This is a genomic window from Streptomyces sp. SX-6, assembly GCF_059089585.1.
The window spans coordinates 212,313-230,465 of the sequence record NZ_JBTHHU010000002.1 but is presented as its reverse complement, the minus strand read 5'-3'; the positions used below and the strand labels follow the sequence as shown (position 1 = coordinate 230,465).

The following is an 18,153-nucleotide window of genomic DNA, read 5'->3' as shown; positions in this document are numbered from 1 at the left end:
GTGACGACCCGTGCCTGGGAGGTCGACCACCCCGCGCCAGCCGCGCGGCACCCGCTGCGGCGCGTGGAACGCCCGCTCGGCCCCCCGGAGACGACCGAGATCCTCGTCGAGGTGGCCGCGTGCGGCGTGTGCCGCACCGACCTGCACCTCGCCGAGGGAGACCTGCCGTCGCACCTGCCGCACTGCACCCCCGGCCACGAGATCGTCGGCCGGGTACGGGCCGCGGGACCGGACGCCGAGGGCTTCGCCCCGGGCGACCGCGTCGGCCTCGCCTGGCTCGCGGGCACCTGCGGCACCTGCCCGTACTGCCGGACCGGCCGGGAGAACCTCTGCCCGCACTCGACGTACACCGGATGGGACCGGCACGGGGGCTACGCCCTGCGCACCACGGCCGACTCCCGCTACGCCTACCGGCTGCCGGAAGGCCCGCCGGACGAGGAACTGGCACCGCTGCTGTGCGCCGGGATCATCGGCTACCGGGCACTCGAACGCGCCGCGCTCCCGCCCGGCGGCCGGCTCGGCATCTACGGCTTCGGTGCCTCCGCCCACCTCACCGCACAGCTGGCGATCGCCCGGGGCGCGACCGTCCACGTCCTCACCCGCGCCGAACGGGCCCGGCGCCTGGCCCTCGACCTCGGGGCGGCCTCCGCCGGCGGCTCCCACGACCCGCCCCCCGAACCCCTCGACGCCGCCATCCTCTTCGCACCGGCCGGCGACCTCGTCCCGGTCGCCCTCGCCGCCCTCGACCGCGGCGGCACCCTCGCCGTGGCCGGCATCCACCTCACGGACATCCCGGTCCTCCGCTACCAGCAACACCTCTTCCAGGAACGCACGCTGCGCAGCGTCACCGCCAACACCCGCGCCGACGGCCGTGCTTACCTCGCCGAGGCCGCCCGCAGGCCTCCTGTCGTACACGTGCAGCGCTACCCCATGAGCCGGGCCGACGAGGCGCTCGCCGACCTCGCCGCGGACCGGGTCACCGGAGCCGCCGTGCTGGTCACGGGCTGAGGCCGACTACCGTGTTCTCCGGATCATGGGGAGGACACACGTGGAGAACACCGGGAGCGCACCGGCGCGCCTGCACCGGCTGCGGATGGACGAGCTGCTGGAGGAACTCCAGGCCCGGCTGGACGCGGCACGCGGCACCCGGGACCGCGTCCACCACCTGCTCGAGGCCGTGCTCTCCGTCGGCCGCGGGCTCGACCTCGAACACGTCCTGCGGCGCATCGTCGAGGCCGCCGTGCTGCTCGTCGACGCCCGCTACGGCGCGCTCGGCGTGATAGGGCCCGACGGACGGACGCTGTCACAGTTCCTGACGGTGGGTCTGACGGACGAACAGACCGGCGCCATCGGGCCGTTCCCCTCCGGCCACGGCATCCTCGGCGAGCTCATCCACCACCCGCAGCCGCTGCGCCTGCCCACCATCCCCGGCCATCCCTCCTCGTACGGCTTCCCGCCCGGCCACCCGCCGATGCACAGCTTCGTGGGGGTGCCGATCCGGGTGCGCGAGCAGGTCTTCGGCAACCTGTACCTCACCGAGAAGCGCGACGCGGCGGACTTCGACGACGAGGACGAAGAGGTGCTCTCCACCCTCGCCGTGGCCGCCGGCGTTGCCATCGACAACGCCCGGCTGTACGAGGAGTCCACACGCCGCGAGCGCTGGCAGCGCGCGGGCACACAGGTGACGACCCGTCTGATGTCCGGCAGTGCCCCGCAGGACGTGATGACGCTCGTCGCCGAGCTGGCGAAGGAGAACACGGGCGCCGCGCTCGCCGCGTTCTCGCTGCCGCTGTCCGGCAGCGACGCGCTGACCGTCGAGGCGGCGGTCGGGGCGGGGGCCGACGGCGTGCTCGGCCGCGTCCTGCCCGCCGACGAGCCCCTCGCGGCGCTGGCCGCGTCCGGCCCCGCGGTGGCGGTGCCCGTCGAGTCGGACGGCGGCGGGGTGCGCGGGGTGCTGCTGCTCGTACGCGACGACGGAGGGCCGGAGTTCTCGGACGAGGAGACCGAACCGCTGCGCGCCTTCGCCGGCCAGGCCGCGCTGGCCATGGAACTCGCCGAACGGCGCGCAGACGCCGAGCAGCTGGCGCTGCTCGAGGACCGCGACCGGATCGCCCGCGACCTGCACGATCTGGCGATCCAGCGGCTGTTCGCGACGGGCATGACGCTGCAGAGCACCAGCCGGTTCATCGACCACCCGGCGGCCGCGGAGCGCGTTCAGCGCGCCGTGGACGACCTGGACGAGACGGTGAAGATCATCCGGTCGACGATCTTCGGGCTGCGCTCCCGGGAGACCGCGGACCGGCACGGGCTGCGCACCCGGGCGGTACGGACGGTGGGCGAGGCCGCCGCGGCCCTCGGCTTCGCGCCGAGCCTGCGGATGGAGGGCCTGCTCGACACCCATGTGCCGCGCACGGCCGTCGACGACGTGGTCGCGGTCCTGAGCGAGGCCCTCGCCAACGTCGCCCGGCACGCCCGGGCCGCCTCCGCGGATGTCGCCGTGGTCAACGACGGCCGGAACCTCGTGCTGACCGTCGCCGACAACGGCGTGGGCACGCCCCCCGGCGGCCGCCGCAGCGGCCTGCGCAACCTCGCGGAGCGTGCGGAGCGGCACGGCGGGCGACTGGACCTCGCACCGGGCCCGGACGGCGGCGGCACGGTCCTCACCTGGCGGATCCCCCTGCCGGCCTGAGGCCTGCGGCCCGGGGTGCGGTGCTCGCGCATTCCGCCGGCCCCTCGCCGCCGCGGCGCAACGCCGCTACGGCGGGTCTTTTCCGGGGGCTCCGGGGCATGGCCCCGGCCCTGGCCTTCGGCTCCCGGGGCCCGGCTCCCGGACCTCGGGCCCTAGCCTCCGGCCCTCATACGCCGGGCCTCGGGCCCTGAAGCCCGGGCCCCGAACGCCGGGCCGCGAACCCCAAACCCCGGGGCCCGGGGGCGGAGCCCCTGAGTTCTTTCCCGCCGCGGCGGCGGTCAGCCACGATGGTGGAGCCCGGCGGTGCCGAACCGGCAGCACTCACGGGCGCCGGACAGGCCTACGGCCTACGCGCCTCGGTCGCGAGCACCGCGGCCTGGATGCGCCGCTCGACGCCGAGCTTGGCGAGCAGCCGGGAGATGTGGTTCTTGACCGTCTTCTCCGACAGGTACAGCCGCAGGCCGATCTGACGGTTGGTGAGCCCGTCGCCGATGAGCTCGAGGATCTCGCGCTCCCGCGGGGAGAGGGCGGACAGCCGTGCGTCCTCCGGCTCGGCCTCCTCCTCGGCGCGCAGGCTGCTCATCAGGCGGGCGGTGGTGGCCGGGTCGAGCATGGACCGGCCCGAGGCCACGGTGCGGATCGCGGTGACCAGGTCGGCGCCCTTGATCTGCTTGAGGACGTACCCGGCGGCCCCCGCCATGATCGCGTCGAGCAGCGCATCGTCGTCGTCGAAGGACGTGAGCATCAGACAGGCCAGCTCCGGCATGCGGGAGCGCAGCTCCCGGCAGACCGTGACGCCGTCGCCGTCGGGCAGCCGTACGTCCAGCACCGCGACGTCGGGGCGGAGGGCGGGCCCGCGGGCGAGGGCATGGGCGATGGTGCCGGCCTCGCCGACGACGGTGATGTCGTCCTCGGTCTCCAGCAGGTCGTACAGCCCCCGCCGGACGACCTCGTGGTCGTCCACCAGGAAGACCCGGACCGGCCGCTCCGGGGAGAATGCCCTCGCCTGTTCCACAACCCGCTCCCGCTCCCTGTCCATGCTCCTCCGGCCTTCAGCGATCATGACCCCGGGCCCTCGCCGGCGCCATGGGCCGAACGGCCCATGGCCGCCCGTCAGCCCGCCGAGGCGGCCATCAGCCGCCGGAGCAGGTCGTTGAGGACGGCGGCTTCGTCCGGGGCGAGGGTGCTCAGCGCCTGCCGCTGCACGGCGAGTCCGGCACCGACCGCCTTCTCGATGAGCTCCAGCCCGGCGGGCGTGAGAATGACCCGTACACCGCGCCGGTCCTGCGGGTCGGGCGAGCGCGTCACGTATCCGGCGCGCTCCAGCTTGTCCAGCCGGCCGGTCATGCCGCCGGTGGTGAGCATCAGGGTGGCCGTGAGCTCGCGCGGGGAGAGCGTGTACGGCTCGTCCGCGCGCCGCAGCGTGGCGAGGACGTCGAACTCGCCGCGGCCGATGCCGAAGCGCGCGTACTCCTTCTCGATCCGGTCGCCCATCAGCCGGGTGATCCGGTAGATGCGGCCGAACGCGGCCATCGCCCCGGTCTCCAGGTCGGGGCGGACCCGGGCCCATTGCTCGATGGTGGCGTCGACGTGGTCCGGGCGGGCGGGGGTCTCGCGGTCCATGGGGCCAGTCTCGCACAGGAATGTTTCAGCGAAAAGAGACTTGACGCTAAGTAGCTTGCCGCTAAGCTAATTTTCGTCCACGAGAACACGAGACATGAGATCTGGGAGCAGTCATGGTGCGCGTGATCGGTTTCGACCACCTCGTCCTCAACACCGCCGATGTCGAGCGGTCCCTGGCCTTCTACTGCGGCAAGCTCGGCCTCGAGCCGGTCCGTGTCGACGAGTGGCGCGAGGGCAGGGTGCCCTTCCCGTCGGTGCGGGTGAGCCCGTCGACCATCATCGACCTGGTGCGCGGCCCCGAGGGGGCCGCGTCCGGATCGAACGTCGATCACATCTGCCTGGTCGTCGAGCCCCTCGACTGGCAGCAGGTCGTCGACTCGGGGGAGTTCACGGTCGTCGACGGGCCCGGCGAGCGGTTCGGCGCCCGTGGCACGGCGGTCTCGCTGTACGTGACCGACCCCGACGGCAACACCGTGGAGCTGCGTTGGTACCCGCAGGACGCCTGACGCGCGTCGATCTTGGGTAGGGAGTGCCGGGCTGTTCGACGCCCGTGCGTTCCCGACCAAGGAGGAAGCGTGCACCACGCCATCCGTACCGGACTCGTCGCCCTCACCGCCGCGGGCCTCGCGGCCCTCGCCGTGCCCACTGCGCGGGCCGAGTCGTCCGCGGCCTGCCGCAAGGGCGAGTTCTGCCTGTTCAGCGGGCCGCACCAGTCGGGGAAGGTGCTCTACCGGCTCGATGTGAAGGTGACCAGGACGGCCTTCACGTTCCCCGAGGTCGACGCGCTCGAGCCGCCGGTCGTGCCGCGGTCGGCGCACAACCCGATACCCGACTCCTTCGGCTGCATCGTGCGGCTCAACGACAAGCCGCACTTCGCCGGTGACGAGCAGGAGATCAGCGGCTACGGCGCCGCGGAGCTGACGGGCGCCCCGGTGGGCTCGATCACCCCCGACTGCGGCTGACCCGCACGCCGCGGCGGCCGCTCCCAGCGGCGGAAGACCGCCCACAGCCCGGCGAGCGCGAGGGCGAAGACCGGCAGCCAGCACAGCCGGACCGCGATCCAGCCAGGGGTCGTGGGCGCGGTGTGCAGGCCGGGCAGGGGACCGGTCGCGAGCCCTGCCGCGGTGACGGCCATCATCGCGGTCTGGTGCCAGAGGAAGACCGTCATGGCGGACATGTTCACCAGGGCCACGGCCGCCCACGCCGCCGGCCGCCGCATCGCGCGGCGCAGCGGTTCGCGCAGCAGCAGGGCCAGCCCGCACTGGGCGAGGCCGAAGGCGACGGCCGCCAGGGTGGGCGGGTTGAGGTTGGAGACGGCGGCGCCGGGCACCCCGACCATGCTCGCCGGGTAGCCGAACCCGGCGATGAGGACGGCCGTCGCCGCCCCTCCGCCGACCAGCAGCGCGAGCCCCGCGCGCCGCCCGGCGAACCTCCCCCGGGCACAGGCCGCGCCGAGCGTGTACGGGACGAACCAGCCCGCGGCCACGTTGATCCAGCCCGTCCAGGACGGGCCGTCCAGGCCGAAGCGGACCAGGTCCACGCACAGGACGACGGCGAAGGGCACGAGCGGGTGCGTCCGGACGGCCAGGGGAGTGGCGGCGGTCAGCGCCGCGAACACCAGCAGGAACCACAGAGGGTCGACCGCCAGCGCCACCAGGGTGTGCACCGTGTCCGGGTCCGTACCGGCCGCGGTCATCGCGCCGCACGCCACGGCCCACACGGCGAGCACGGCGGCGACGGGCCGGCCCAGCCGGGCCAGGCGTGCCCCGAGCCAGGCCCGGTGGCCCGTGCCGCGAGCCAAGGCGGCGGCGTGGCTGCGGGCGGCGCAGAGCCCGCCGACGAAGAAGAAGACCGCGAGGGTCTGGAACAGCCACGACACCGGCGCCAGCCACGGCATGCGCGCCAGCGGGCTCGTGCTGCTCAGCGCCCCGTCACCGGTGCCGACGAGAGCGGTCACCAGCCAGTGGCCGAGGACGACACCGAGGATCGCGAAGGCCCGCAGCGCGTCGACGGCACGGTCGCGGCCGGGCGGGGTCGCGTCGTCCACGCGGCGTGCGAGAGAGGCGAGGAGGACCGACGGAGTCATGGGGGGCGTCCTTCCGGCCGGGGATTCGTACGGCCGGACGATAGGGACGGGGTCTGCCGCCGGGCGTCACACCGGGGAGCCAAACCGGGGGTGGCACCCCGGTATGACGCGGCCGGTCAGGCCCTCCCCGGCCGCTCGCGGACCACGTCGGCGGCGGCCTTGTCGTCGCGCAGGCCCAGGAAACGGGGCTGGCGCAGCCGCCCGGCCCGCGTCCACTCGGTGAAGCCGACCTGCGCGACCAGCTCGGGGCGCACCCAGTGCACGCCCCGCTCCCGGACCTCGCCGTGGAACGGCGAGCGGTCCTGTTCCAGGGCCTCCAGCCGGCGGTGCAGCCGGCGCAGGGCCGCGTCGTCGAACCCGGTGCCCACCTTCCCCGCGCAGCACAGCTCCCCGCCCTCGTAGTAGCCCAGCAGCAGGGCCCCGAACCCGGTCCTGCCGCCGGACGGTTCGGTGAAGCCGCCGATGACGAACTCCTGGCCGGCGCCGCAGCGGAGCTTGAGCCAGTCCGGGGAGCGCCGGTGCACATAGGCGGCGTCGGCCCGCTTGGCGATCAGCCCCTCCCAGCCCCGGCGGCAGGCCTCCTCCAGGAGGTGCCCGCCGTCGCGGTTGCGGTGCGGGGTGAAGCGCAGGGGCGGCCGGAAGTCGAAGGCGTCGCGCAGCAGCACCTTGCGGGAGCGCAGGGGCAGGCCCGTGACGTCGGTGCCGTCCAGGCGCAGCAGGTCGAAGAGGTAGTAGACGACGGCGACCCCGCTCGCCCGCGCCCGTGCGGGGTTCGTGATCTGCATCCGCCGCTGCAGCCGGGCGAAGTCGGTGCGGCCCCGGTGCGGGGCGACGATCTCGCCGTCCACCGTGAAGTCGGCGAAGAGCTGGGCGCCCAGCGCGTCGGCGATCTCCGGGTAGGTGCCGTTCAGCGACTGGCCGCTCCGGGACCGCAGCCGCACCCGCCCCGCGCGGCACGAGGCGAGGACGCGCACCCCGTCCAGCTTCCGCTCGAAGATCCAGCCGTCGTCGAACGACCGGCGGTCGCCGGGCACCGCCAGCATGGGCTGCCCGATGTCGTCGGATCCGATGTCGTCGGACCCGATGTCGTCGGAGGGGCCCATCGTCACGAGGCCGCGGCGGGCGCCGACGGCGTCAGGTGCTGGGTGAACCAGTCACGGGCCAGCGCCGAGACGGTGTCCAGCGCCCCGGGCTCCTCGAACAGGTGCGTGGCACCCGGCACGACCTCGAGCCGGTGCTCGCAGCGCATCCGGGACGCCGCCTGCCGGTTGAGGTCGAGCACCGTCTCGTCGCTGCCCCCGACGACGAGCAGCGTGGGCGCGGTGACCTCGCCCAGCCGCGCCAGGGCCAGGTCGGGGCGCCCGCCCCGGGAGACCACGGCCGCGATGTCGCCCGGACTCGCGTCCGCCGCCGCCCACAGCGCCGCGGCGGCGCCGGTGCTGGCGCCGAAGTAGCAGACGGGCACGGACTGGCGGCGCAGCCAGACGGTCACCTCCGCCAGCCGGTGGGCCAGCGGCTCGACGGCGAACACGTTCGACCGGTCCGTGGCCTCGGCCGGGGTGAGCAGGTCGAACAGCAGCGTGCCCAGCCCCGCCTCGTTGAGCGCTTGCGCCACGGCGCGATTGCGCGAGCTCAGCCGGCTGCTGCCGCTGCCGTGCGCGAAGGCCACGACCGCGACGGCGCCGGCGGGCATGGTCAGATCGCCGTCCAGCGTGACGGTGCGGTGGTCCACCGCGAGCTGCACGGGAGCGGCGGTGTGGATGTGCGAGGCTGTCGCGGCCGGCGGGCCGACCGTGCTCTGCCGCAGCAGCGCGACGACCTCCTCGTCCTCGGTCTGGGAGAAGTCCCGGTACCACTCGCCGACCGCCGAGAAGAACGCGGGCGTCGACAGGCACACCAGCTCGTCCACCTCCGCGCGCAGCTCCTCCACCGCGTCCGGCGGGCCCACCGGCACCGCCAGCACCACCCGCGACGCGCCCTGGGCCCTGGCAACCCGGCAGGCGGCCGCCGCGGTCGACCCCGTCGCGATGCCGTCGTCCACCACCACCGCGGTCCGGCCCTCGAGCGGGATCCGCAGCCGGCCGCCGCGGAACCGCTCGGCCTGCCGGTCGAGTTGGGCCTCCTCGCTGCGCTGGACCTCGGCGAGATCGTCCTCGTCGACGCGGCTCATCCGCATGATGTCGTCGCGCACGACGCGGATGCCGCCCTCGCCGAGGGCGCCGAAGCCCAGCTCGCGGTGGTAGGGGACACCCAGCTTGCGGACGAGGATGACGTCCAGCGGGGCGTTCAGCTCCCGGGCGACCTCGAAGGCCACGGGGATGCCCCCGCGTGGCAGGCCCAGCACGACGGGATGCTCACTGCGCAGATGCCGCAGCCGCTGCGCCAGGCGGCGGCCCGCATCCGTCCGGTTGTCGAATCGCATGATCCACCTCCGGCTCCCGGTACGGCTCCGGACGACGGGACAGGCCCCGGTTCCAGTATTCGGCTTCCCGCGCGGCGGACCAACTTCACAGCCCGTCCCCGCCCAGCGCCGCCCGGACCCGGGCCGCCACCTGTGCCGCCTCCTCGTCCGAGGCGTAGCGCGTGCGCGGCCAGAAGAAGCCGCGCAGCCCGTCCTTGCGGTTGCGCGGCACGACATGGACGTGGAAATGCGGCACCGACTGACTGATCCGGTTGTTGGCGGCGACGAACGTCCCGGCCGCGCCCATGCCGCGCTCCACCGCCCCGGTCACCAGCTGCACCCCGGTGAAGAACGGGCCCACGTCCCCTGCGGGCAGGTCGGTCAGCGTCTCGGCGTGGCACCGGGGCACGACCAGCACATGGCCGGGGAACAGCGGCCGCGCGTCCAGGAACGCCACGGCCGTGTCGTCCTCGTACACCCGGTGGGCGGCCCGCTCGCCCGCCGCGATCGCACAGAAGACGCACATCTCGTCACTCATGGTGAAGATCTCCGGTGTCGGGGGAGGGATCGTCCCATGCCTCTCCTCATCGGAACCTCGGGATGGCAGTACGCGGACTGGCGGGGTGATCTCTACCCCGCCGGGGTCCCCCAGCGGCTGTGGCTGGAGGAGTACGCCCGTCACTTCGCGACCGTGGAGAACAACAACGCCTTCTACCGGCTGCCCTCCCCGGAGACCTTCGCCTCCTGGCGCGAGCGCACGCCCGAGGGGTTCGTGATGGCCGTCAAGGCCAGCCGCTACCTGACCCACATCAAACGGCTGCACGACCCGGAGGAACCGGTCGAGCGGCTGATGCGGCACGCGGCCGGCCTCGGCGGACGGCTCGGGCCCGTCCTGCTCCAGCTGCCGCCCACCCTGCGCGCGCACCCCGAGGCACTGGACGCCGCGCTCGCCTGCTTCCCCGCCGGAACGCGGGTGGCCGTCGAGCCCCGGCACACATCGTGGTGGACGGACGAGGTACGGGCCGTGCTCGAGCGGCACGGTGCCGCCCTGTGCTGGGCCGACCACGACTCCCGCCCGGTGACGCCCCTGTGGCGCACGGCCCCGTGGGGCTATGTGCGCTTCCACTGCGGGCGCGCCCGGCCGTTCCCGCGCTACGGGCGGCAGGCGCTGGCGACCTGGGCCCGGCGCGTCGCCGACGCCTGGCCCGACGAGGCGGAGGTGTACGCGTACTTCAACAACGACCTCGGCGGTGCCGCCGTCCACGACGCCGCCGCCTTCGCCCGGGCCGCCGCGGCCCTCGGACGCACCGTCAGCCGCACCCCGCTCGCCTTTACACAACGATGACGATAAACCGTCCGAATCTCGTGCAACCGTTCGATGATGTGCGTTGTCCAACGGTTCATGACAAGTACTCGAAGTGTGCTCACCAGACGGCTGGGCGTCCTGGTCGCCGCCGCGGGCCTCGCCCTGCCGCTCGCCGTCACGACGGGCGGGACCGCACAGGCCGCGTCGCACACCACGGCCCGCAAGTGCCCCACCAACAAGGGGCGGATCGCCTGCGTCGACCTGACCCGCCAGGTCAGCTGGATCCAGAACGGCAAGAAGATCACCTACGGCCCCGTGCACATACGCTCGGGCCGCAAGGGATTCACGACGCGCACCGGCCTGAAGAAGATCTACTGGCGCGACAAGAACCACGTGTCGAACCTGTACGACGTCCGCATGCCGTACAGCCAGTTCTTCGACCGCGGGCAGGCCTTCCACGCCATCAGCGGCAGCGTCTGGTCGCCCCCCGGCTCCCACGGCTGCGTCAACATGCGCCTCAGGGACGCCAAGGCGTACTGGAACATGCTCCGCACCGGCGACAGCGTCTATGTGTACGGCCACAAGCCGGGCACGTGAGCCGTCTGGAAGGCGCCGCCCCGCGGGGCTAGGCTGGCCCGGTGGCCGCTCCCACCGCGCAACACCCGCAGACACTCGGCGACTTGACGGCCCACTGGGCCGCCCTGGCACCGGAGCGCGAAGCCCTCGCCTTCGAGGACCGGCGATGGACGTGGCATCAGCTGCACCGGCGCAGCCGCCGGCTCGCCGGATGGCTGCGCACGGCCGGCATCGGCCGCGGCGACCGCATCGCCTTCCTCGACCGCAACCACTCCGCCTGCCTCGAGGCCACCTTCGCCGCCGGCGCCCTCGGCGCGGCCAACGCCGTGCTGAACTGGCGCCTGGCGCCTGGCGAACTCGCCCACGTCATCGAGGACTCCGGCGCCCGCCTGCTGTTCGTCGGCGCCGGCCTGCTGGAAGCCGTACGGCCCGCGCTCGCCGGCCTCCCCGCCGCCCCGCGCGTCGTGGTGGTCGGGGGAGAAGCGGACGCGTACGAGCAGGCGATCGCCGCCTGCGACCCCGCCGAGGACCTGCCCGGGGCCGCACCGGACGACACCTGCCTGGTCCTCTACACCTCCGGCACCACCGGCTTCCCCAAAGGGGCCGAACTCACCCACGAGTGCCTCATCCGCCACGCCGAGGCCGCCCACACGGTCCTCGCGTTCGGCGAGGGCGACCGCAACATCGTCGTCCTCCCGCTCTTCCACGTCGGAGGCATCGCCTTCGCCCTCACCGGCCTGCTGGCCGGAGCCCCGACCCGGCTGCTCCGCGACCCCGCACCCCGGGCCGTCTGCGAGGCCGTCGCCGACGGCGGTACCCACCTCCTGCTCGTGCCCGCCATGCTGGCCGGCGTCGTCGGCGCCGGGGCGGAGGTGACCGAGGCGTTCGGGCGGCTGCGTCACTGCCTCTACGGCGCCTCCCCGATGCCCCTGCCCCTGCTGCGCAGAGCCCTCGAGCTCTTCCCCGGCACCGGCTTCACGCAGCTGTACGGCATGACGGAACTCGCCGGCGCGGTCACCGCCCTCACCTCCGACGCCCATCACGACACCGCCCGGCCCGACCGGCTCACCTCCGCGGGCCGGCCCCTGCCGGGCGTGGAACTGCGGGTCGTCGGGACGGACACCGGAACGGACGTCCCGCCCGGCGAGGCCGGGGAGCTGTGGGTCCGTACCCGGCAGTGCATGAAGGGCTACCTCGGCAAGCCGGAGGCGACGGCCGCGACGGTCACCGAGGACGGCTGGCTGCGCACCGGCGATGTGGCCCGTGTCGACGACGGAGGCTTCGTCTTCATCGAGGACCGGCTCAAGGACGTCATCATCACCGGCGGCGAGAACGTGTACTCCGCCGAAGTCGAACGCGTCCTCGTCGAGCACCCCGCGGTGGCCGAGGCCGCGGTGATCGGAGTGCCCGACGAGACCTGGGGGGAGGCCGTGACGGCCGTCCTGACCCTGGCCGACGGCGCGGAACTCGACGAGGCCGGCCTGCGCGCCTTCTGCCGCGACCGCCTCGCGGGCTACAAGTGCCCGCGCACCGTCACCGTCGTGGACGCCCTGCCGCGCAACGCGACCGGCAAGGTCGACAAGGGCGCGCTGCGCAGGGCGGGTTCAGCGGGGTGACCGGCGGTCAGCCGTAGAGCCGCTCCGCATAGGCCGGCCCGTAGTAGCACTCGAGCTCCTCCAGGGAGTCGTCCGGCCGCTCCAGCTTCTTCGAGATACGGGCACGCGACGGCGCCGCCTCCGGATTCCACGTGCCGGACTTCCACAGCTCCGACCGCAGGAACGCCTTCGAGCAGTGGTAGAAGACCTCTTCGATCTCGACGACGATCGCGAGCTGCGGCCGGTGGCCCCGCACGGTCAACCGGTCGAAGAACGGCGCGTCACGCACCAGCCGGGCCCGGCCGTTGATGCGCAGCGTGTCCCCGCGGCCGGGTATCACGAAGATCAGGCCGACGTGCGGGTTGGACAGGATGTTGTGGAAGCCGTCCGCCCGCCGGTTGCCGGGCCGTTCGGGGATGACGATCGTCGTGTCGTCGAGGACCAGGGTGAACCCGGCGGGGTCGCCCTTCGGCGAGACGTCGCACGTACCGTCCGCGGCCGAGGTCGCCACCAGACAGAACGGCGAGCCCGCGAGCCACTGCCGGTCGACCTCGTCCAGGCGCGGCCGGGCCTTGAGCGCGACACGCTCGGCCGGCGGGCCGAGCAGCTCCCGCAGCTCGGCGGCATCGGAGATTTCCGTCAAGTCCGTTGTGTCCACGCGACGTTCCTTCCCTGCCGGTTCCGTTCTTCCCGCCACCGAGACTACGTCACACCACTGTCAGTGCCCCCGGGCGATCCACTCGTCCAGGTGGGACGCCTCGGCGCCGATCGTGGTCGGCTCCCCGTGACCGGTACGGACGGTCGTCGTGGGATCCAGCGTCAGCAGCCGGTCCCGGATCGACGCGACGATCGTCGGGAAGTCGGAGAACGACCGGCCGGTGGCACCGGGACCGCCCCGGAAGAGCGTGTCACCGGTGAACACCGTGTCAAGGGCGGGTGCGTGGAGACAGACCGCGCCCGGCGCATGCCCCGGCGTGTGCAGCACCGTCAGCTCCGTGCCCGCCACCCGCAGCACCTGACCGTCGGCCAGCTCCCCGTCGGGCTTGCGCTCCGGGTGCGTACGTTCCCACAGCGGCAGGTCGGCGGGGTGCAGCAGGACGGGGGCTCCCGTACGGTCCGCGAGGGCGGGGGCGGCGCCGATGTGGTCGTCGTGGGCGTGCGTGCACACGACGGCGACCAGCCGGCGGTCACCGACCGCCGCCGCGATCGCCTCTGCGTCGTGTGCCGCGTCGATCACGACGGCCTCGTGGTCGTCACCGACGATCCAGACGTTGTTGTCGACCTCCCAGACCCCGCCGTCCAGCGAGAACGTCCCGGAGGTGACGAGGTGTTCGATGCGGGCCGCCATCAGAACACCACCACCGAGCGCAGCACATCGCCCTGGTGCATCCGCTCGAACGCCTTCTCCACGTCGTCCAGCCCGATGGTCTCGGTGACGAACGCCGCCAGGTCGAGCCGTCCCTGCAGGTGCAGGTCGACGAGCATCGGGAAGTCCCGCGAGGGCAGGCAGTCGCCGTACCAGGAGGACTTCAGGGCACCGCCGCGCCCGAAGACGTCCAGGAGCGGTAGCTCCAGGGTCATCTCCGGGGTGGGCACGCCCACCAGGACGACCGTGCCGGCCAGGTCACGGGCGTAGAAGGCCTGCTTGTACGTCTCCGGGCGGCCGACCGCCTCGATGACGACATCGGCGCCGAAGCCCCCGGTCAGCTCGCGGATGGCCTCGACCGGGTCCGTGGTCCGCGAGTTGACGGTGTGGGTCGCGCCCATGCGGCGGGCCGTCTCGAGCTTGCGGTCGTCGATGTCGACGGCGATGATCCGCCCCGCCCCGGCCAGCCGCGAGCCCGCGACGGCCGCGTCGCCCACGCCGCCGCAGCCGATGACGGCGACCGAGTCACCACGGCCCACCTGCCCGGTGTTGATGGCCGCGCCGATGCCCGCCATCACCCCGCAGCCCAGCAGCCCGGCCACCGCGGGGGAGACCGCGGGGTCGACCTTCGTGCACTGACCGGCGGCGACCAGCGTCTTCTCCGCGAAGGCGCCGATGCCCAGCGCGGGGGAGAGCTCGCGCCCGTCGGCCAGCGTCATCTTCTGCCGGGCGTTGTGCGTGTTGAAGCAGTACTGCGGACGGCCCCGCAGACACGCCCGGCACTGGCCGCACACCGCACGCCAGTTGAGGATCACGAAGTCGCCGGGCGCCACCTCGGTCACGCCCTCGCCGACCGCCTCGACCACCCCGGACGCCTCGTGCCCCAGGAGGAACGGGAAGTCGTCGCTGATGCCGCCCTGCTTGTAGTGCAGGTCCGTGTGGCACACACCGCATGCCTGCACCCGCACGACCGCCTCGCCGGGCCCCGGGTCCGGCACCACGATCGTCTCCACCCGGACCGGCTCGTTCCTGCCCGGTGCGACGACTCCACGGACTTCCTGTGCCACGGGACTGCCCCTTTCTTGATCACAGCTGTGGGGCCACTCTCGCGCACGCCGGTGCCCGGCGTCCAACGGCCCGTCGGAGCGCGGCGCCGGTACCGTGGCCCGCAGGACCGAGGAGGAACCGATGGATGCCGTGCTGAGGACCGTGATAGACGGGGAACTCGTGGAGCTGCCCGCCACCGCCGCCGGCATCCGCTCCGCTCTCGAAGCCCTCGACGCGGACCGGGCCCGGGCCTTCGACCGGGAGATCGCGGGCCTGTCCGCCGCCGGGCTCCGTGCCGCCCTGATCCGCTGGGCCCTGGCGGCCACCGCGGCGGACCAGGAGGACGAGGATCTCTTCGACCGCCTCGAGCGGGGCGAGGACATCGGGGCCGTCTCCGGGGAGGCCGCCAGTCCGGAGTCGGCGTGAGCGGCTACCGCGTGCAGTACGCACCGCCCGCCGACCGGGTCCTCGCCGCCATGGACACCGCCCTGCGGGCCCGCTTCGACAGCGGCGTGCGGGGCATGGCGGACGACCCGTACGGACACGGCTCCGCCCCCATCGACACGGAGGAGGACCGGCGCGAGGCCACCGTTGCCGACGTCCTGATCCGCTACTACATCAGCCGGAGCGTCCTGACCGTCACCGTCGTCCGGGTCGTCCACCTCATATGAGTCCGCTTATGAGTCCGCTGCCGAGTCCGCTACGCCTCGACCCAGCCGTGGTGGGTCGCGACCCGCACCAGACGCTGGCGCACGAGCACGATCTGCTCCGCCGTCATCGTCGGCGCGGAGGAGAGGAGAGCCTCGGTGATCTCGTCGAGGAACTCCTTGGTGGTCAGGACGTCGCAGTCGCCGTCCTCCCCGCCGGAGTGCGCCGGGAACGCGGAACGCGACGCGGGGGCGCGGTCGACGAGCCGGACGTTGGAGGCCTTCAGACCCCGGTCGCCCTCCTCCACGGTGAACTCCACGAACGTGCCCGGAACGATCAGGCGCTTGTCGGCATCCACGTCGTTGACGTGCACGAAGACATCCTCACCGCCGGTGTCGGGCGCAACGAAGCCATAACCACGAAATTCGTCGAAGCGAATTATTTTACCCGTAACCACAGACAATTCCCCACCTACACCACGTGACATCACGGTCTGTTCGCAGACCCGAAGGGGACCATACTCACCGCCACACGCAGGCACAATCCCCGCGTAGGGGTAGGGACGTTGAGGGGATCCGGGCAGCGGAACGGCGGACCGCCGGCCGGGTGGCAGCTCCCGCGTCCCCGGGGCTTCACCGCCGCGAACGGGAATGCGGATATCGTGCCCGACCTCATCGAGCCCCTGGCGGCGCTGGCGCGACGGGGCAAGGAGCCCGCAGTCGCGCAGACGGTGCGCTCCACGGCCGCCGCGGTGATCTCGTACGTCGTGGCACTGACGCTCAGCAGGGAGCCCGCGCCGCTGACCGCGCCGCTCACGGCGCTGCTCGTGGTCCAGGTGACCCTCTACTCCACCCTCACCACCGGTATCCGCCGGGTGAACTCCGTGGTGGCCGGCGTGCTGATCGCCATCGGCTTCAGCGTCCTGGTGGGACTCACCTGGTGGAGCCTGGGCCTGATCATCTTCGCGTCGCTGGTCATCGGACGCTTCGTACGGGTGGGTGAATTCGTCCCCGAGGTGGCGATCAGCGCCATGCTCGTCCTCGGCGTCACCCGGGTGGCCGAGACCGCGTGGGACCGGGTGCTCGAGACCCTGATCGGCGCGGTCGTCGGGCTGCTGTTCAACGTGCTGCTCGTCCCCCCGGTGTGGGTCGAGCCTGCCGGCGAGGCCATCCTGGAACTGGCGGGCCGCATGCACGAGCTGCTGCGGCACCTCGGCGCGGCCGTCGCCCGGCCCGTCCCGGTGGCGGAGGCGGCCGCCCGGCTGCACGAGGCGCGGCGCCTGGACCACGACATCGCCGAGGTGGACGCCTCGCTGCGGCAGGCCGAGGACAGCCTCAGGCTCAACCCGCGGGTCAAGGAGGGCCTGCTCTCCCGGATCGTGCTGCGCACCGGCCTGGACGCGCTGGAGATCTCCGCCGTCGTACTGCGGGTGATGTGCCGGACGTTCACCGACCTCGCCAAGGAACGGATGGACGAGCCGCTGTTCCCGCCGAATGTGGCGACCGCCCTCGGGGACGTCCTCGGCCATCTCGCCCGTGCCGTCGAGAGCTTCGCCGTGCTGATCACCACTCAGGTGAGCGCCAGCGCCGAGGCGGCCGAGGCCCGGCTCGCCGAGGACCTCGCCATCGCCCGGCGGAGCCGGGACCGGGCCGCGCACCTTCTGCTCGGCGACGTGCGCCGCTACCCCCGCCAGTGGCAGCTGCAGGGAGCGCTGCTGGCGGAGGTCGACCGGGTGCTGGCGGAGCTGGACGTGGAGAAGAGGTCCGAACGTCTCTGGGAGGAACTCGACCGCCACTCCCGCGAGTTGCGGGAGCGGTGGCCGACGCTCCACCAGGTCAGGCACCGCCTGGTCAGGAGTCGCTTCGGCAGCCGCAGCAGCCGCTCCTGACAGCGGGTCCGGTCAGCGGGTCCGGTCAGCGCAGGGCCGGCTGCGCCGGGGCGTGGTGACGGCTGATGTTCTTCTCGAGCAGGCCCAGGCACTCGGAGACGCCCACGCTCGAGGGGGTGAACTCCGGCAGCCTGCCGTCGTCCTGCTTGAGCTGCGCCAGCGCCCCGTCCATCGCCGTCTGCGCGGCGAACAGGCACGGAGTGCTGTATATCGCCACGTCCACCCCGAGCTCGCTCAGCTCGGGCAGCGAGAGCCGGGGGGACTTGCCGCCGGCGATCTGGTTGAACAACAGCGGCTTGTCGCCGATGACATCGCGGACCTTGCGGATCCAGTCGACGCTGCGCACGCCGTCGACCAGGATGACATCGGCGTCCGTCGCCGCGAGCGCCTTGGCGCGGCGCAGGATCTCGGCCTCCTCCGTGGCGTCCGTACGGGCCACGACCACGAGGTCGCGCCGGGAGTCGAGCACCATCTCCAGCTTCTCGAGGTACTCCTCGAGCGGGAGCACCTGCTTGCCGTCCACGTGCCCGCAGCGGCGGGGGCGCTTCTGGTCCTCCAGGATCACGCCGGACGCGCCCATGGACTCGAGGAGTTGGACCATGTGGCACGCCGTCTCCGGGTCCACGTAGCCGTCGTCGATGTCGACCAGCAGGTGCTGCTTCGGGAAGGCCAGACGTAACCGCTGTACGAACGCCGCGATGTCGGACCAGGCGATGAACCCGATGTCCGGCAGGCCGTAGTGCGACGCGGCGAATCCGAAGCCGGAGACGAACATGCCGTCGTAGTGCTGGGCCGCGACCGAGGCGGAGAACATGTCGAAGACGCCGATGAGCGGCGTCGTGCTGTCGGATGCGATCGCTTCGCGTAGCCGATTCGGGTGGTTCACGATACCCTCCGGTGTGGGTTGCACGGCGTACCGCGCCGACCG

20 protein-coding genes and 1 pseudogene are annotated in these 18,153 nt (G+C 73.0%); 10 read left to right on the top strand and 11 right to left on the bottom strand.

From position 1 onward, the window contains the following. Positions 1 to 1,008 carry a zinc-dependent alcohol dehydrogenase family protein gene (locus ACV530_RS03330; protein ID WP_494330682.1) on the top strand — a complete coding sequence of 336 codons (1,008 nt, stop codon included), beginning with the start codon at positions 1 to 3 and terminating at the stop codon, positions 1,006 to 1,008. Positions 1,009 to 1,033: 25 nt separating this feature from the next. Beyond that, positions 1,034 to 2,689 carry a sensor histidine kinase gene (locus tag ACV530_RS03325; RefSeq protein WP_494330681.1) on the top strand — a complete coding sequence of 552 codons (1,656 nt, stop codon included), beginning with the start codon at positions 1,034 to 1,036 and terminating at the stop codon, positions 2,687 to 2,689. Positions 2,690 to 3,029: 340 nt separating this feature from the next. Here ACV530_RS03325 and ACV530_RS03320 read toward each other — a convergent pair whose 3' ends face one another. Further along, positions 3,030 to 3,704 carry a response regulator gene (locus ACV530_RS03320; RefSeq protein ID WP_494330680.1) on the bottom strand — a complete coding sequence of 225 codons (675 nt, stop codon included), beginning with the start codon at positions 3,702 to 3,704 and terminating at the stop codon, positions 3,030 to 3,032. Between the two features lie 98 nt (positions 3,705 to 3,802). Next, positions 3,803 to 4,312, bottom strand: coding sequence for a MarR family winged helix-turn-helix transcriptional regulator (locus tag ACV530_RS03315; protein ID WP_494330679.1), 510 nt, complete (start codon positions 4,310 to 4,312; stop codon positions 3,803 to 3,805). 116 nt (positions 4,313 to 4,428) lie between these two features. Between ACV530_RS03315 and ACV530_RS03310 the strand changes: the two genes are divergently transcribed. Next, on the top strand, positions 4,429 to 4,818 hold the full coding sequence (locus tag ACV530_RS03310; protein WP_494330823.1) for a VOC family protein: 390 nt from the start codon (positions 4,429 to 4,431) through the stop codon (positions 4,816 to 4,818). A 69-nt stretch (positions 4,819 to 4,887) separates the two neighbouring features. Beyond that, a complete protein-coding gene (locus ACV530_RS03305) occupies positions 4,888 to 5,274 on the top strand; it encodes a hypothetical protein (RefSeq protein WP_494330678.1) in 387 nt (128 codons plus the stop codon). Here ACV530_RS03305 and ACV530_RS03300 read toward each other — a convergent pair. From ACV530_RS03300 to ACV530_RS03285, 4 genes are all read right to left on the bottom strand, one after another. After that, entirely contained in the window at positions 5,214 to 6,398 is a 1,185-nt protein-coding gene (locus ACV530_RS03300) for an acyltransferase family protein (protein WP_494330677.1), read from the bottom strand. The two genes, ACV530_RS03305 and ACV530_RS03300, sit on opposite strands and share 61 nt — an antisense overlap. Before the next feature lie 116 nt (positions 6,399 to 6,514). Next, positions 6,515 to 7,501, bottom strand: a complete 987-nt coding sequence (gene ligD, locus ACV530_RS03295) for a non-homologous end-joining DNA ligase (RefSeq protein WP_494330676.1) — start codon at positions 7,499 to 7,501, stop codon at positions 6,515 to 6,517. 2 nt (positions 7,502 to 7,503) lie between these two features. Next, entirely contained in the window at positions 7,504 to 8,820 is a 1,317-nt protein-coding gene (locus ACV530_RS03290; RefSeq protein ID WP_494330675.1) for a phosphoribosyltransferase family protein, read from the bottom strand. An 85-nt stretch (positions 8,821 to 8,905) separates the two neighbouring features. Continuing rightward, positions 8,906 to 9,337, bottom strand: coding sequence for an HIT family protein (locus tag ACV530_RS03285; protein ID WP_494330674.1), 432 nt, complete (start codon positions 9,335 to 9,337; stop codon positions 8,906 to 8,908). Positions 9,338 to 9,373: 36 nt separating this feature from the next. Between ACV530_RS03285 and ACV530_RS03280 the strand changes: the two genes are divergently transcribed. The 3 genes and pseudogenes from ACV530_RS03280 (at position 9,374) to ACV530_RS03270 (ending at position 12,297) form a co-directional block, all read left to right on the top strand. Beyond that, complete coding sequence (locus ACV530_RS03280; protein WP_494330673.1) at positions 9,374 to 10,144, top strand: DUF72 domain-containing protein; 771 nt, start codon at positions 9,374 to 9,376, stop codon at positions 10,142 to 10,144. Positions 10,145 to 10,321: 177 nt separating this feature from the next. Further along, positions 10,322 to 10,702, top strand: a pseudogene (locus ACV530_RS03275) (L,D-transpeptidase); the annotation flags it as partial. A 41-nt stretch (positions 10,703 to 10,743) separates the two neighbouring features. Beyond that, the gene (locus ACV530_RS03270; protein ID WP_494330672.1) at positions 10,744 to 12,297 is read left to right on the top strand and encodes a long-chain-fatty-acid--CoA ligase; all 1,554 of its coding nucleotides are present in this window, start codon (positions 10,744 to 10,746) and stop codon (positions 12,295 to 12,297) included. A gap of 7 nt (positions 12,298 to 12,304) precedes the next feature. Here ACV530_RS03270 and ACV530_RS03265 read toward each other — a convergent pair whose 3' ends face one another. The 3 genes from ACV530_RS03265 to ACV530_RS03255 are packed head-to-tail and all read right to left on the bottom strand — an operon-like array spanning position 12,305 to position 14,709. Then, positions 12,305 to 12,934, bottom strand: a complete 630-nt coding sequence (locus ACV530_RS03265) for a pyridoxamine 5'-phosphate oxidase family protein (protein ID WP_494330671.1) — start codon at positions 12,932 to 12,934, stop codon at positions 12,305 to 12,307. Positions 12,935 to 12,994: 60 nt separating this feature from the next. Then, positions 12,995 to 13,624 carry an MBL fold metallo-hydrolase gene (locus ACV530_RS03260; protein WP_494330670.1) on the bottom strand — a complete coding sequence of 210 codons (630 nt, stop codon included), beginning with the start codon at positions 13,622 to 13,624 and terminating at the stop codon, positions 12,995 to 12,997. Next, entirely contained in the window at positions 13,624 to 14,709 is a 1,086-nt protein-coding gene (locus tag ACV530_RS03255; protein WP_494330669.1) for an S-(hydroxymethyl)mycothiol dehydrogenase, read from the bottom strand. Before ACV530_RS03255 ends, ACV530_RS03260 begins: the two co-directional genes overlap by 1 nt. A gap of 121 nt (positions 14,710 to 14,830) precedes the next feature. Here ACV530_RS03255 and ACV530_RS03250 point away from each other — a divergent pair, with 121 nt between their 5' ends. After that, entirely contained in the window at positions 14,831 to 15,115 is a 285-nt protein-coding gene (locus ACV530_RS03250) for a hypothetical protein (RefSeq protein WP_494330668.1), read from the top strand. Positions 15,116 to 15,165: 50 nt separating this feature from the next. After that, on the top strand, positions 15,166 to 15,360 hold the full coding sequence (locus ACV530_RS03245) for a hypothetical protein (RefSeq protein ID WP_494330822.1): 195 nt from the start codon (positions 15,166 to 15,168) through the stop codon (positions 15,358 to 15,360). Positions 15,361 to 15,389: 29 nt separating this feature from the next. On the opposite strand, the gene ACV530_RS03240 is transcribed toward ACV530_RS03245, so the two are convergent. Then, a complete protein-coding gene (locus ACV530_RS03240) occupies positions 15,390 to 15,824 on the bottom strand; it encodes a cold shock domain-containing protein (protein WP_494330667.1) in 435 nt (144 codons plus the stop codon). A 174-nt stretch (positions 15,825 to 15,998) separates the two neighbouring features. On the opposite strand from ACV530_RS03240, the gene ACV530_RS03235 reads away from it, so the two are divergent. Next, complete coding sequence (locus tag ACV530_RS03235) at positions 15,999 to 17,225, top strand: FUSC family protein (RefSeq protein ID WP_494330666.1); 1,227 nt, start codon at positions 15,999 to 16,001, stop codon at positions 17,223 to 17,225. A 25-nt stretch (positions 17,226 to 17,250) separates the two neighbouring features. Here ACV530_RS03235 and ACV530_RS03230 read toward each other — a convergent pair whose 3' ends face one another. Then, on the bottom strand, positions 17,251 to 18,111 hold the full coding sequence (locus ACV530_RS03230) for an isocitrate lyase/PEP mutase family protein (RefSeq protein WP_494330665.1): 861 nt from the start codon (positions 18,109 to 18,111) through the stop codon (positions 17,251 to 17,253). Between the last annotated feature and the right edge of the window lie 42 nt (positions 18,112 to 18,153).